General features: G+C 60.3%; 1 protein-coding gene. It reads right to left on the bottom strand.

Annotation, left to right across the window (positions count from 1 at the left end):
* On the bottom strand, positions 1-247 hold a 247-nt coding region (locus FNJ47_RS50810; RefSeq protein WP_206685434.1), incomplete at both ends, for a hypothetical protein.

The raw sequence follows: 247 nt of genomic DNA on the forward strand, positions 1-247 counted from the left end.
GTCTTGATGTTGTTGACATAGACGTCGACGGTTGACGGCACTGCCGCGCTACCACCAATGGTCGCGAGCGGCGCGGTAATGAGATCGGGCCGCAGGGCAAAATCGCGTTGAGCCTGAAGGCCGCCGAACAGTCGGCGATCGTCCGCACTGGTCCGCAGCAGCCTGCGCAGGCGACACGGCTGAATTCGTCTTTCCAGTATTCCGACCAAGACCGGATGATCGGCTACGTTGCTGGGGATACGATCAA

It is taken from the genome of Bradyrhizobium uaiense (assembly GCF_010811875.1).
Lineage (GTDB): Bacteria > Pseudomonadota > Alphaproteobacteria > Rhizobiales > Xanthobacteraceae > Bradyrhizobium > Bradyrhizobium uaiense.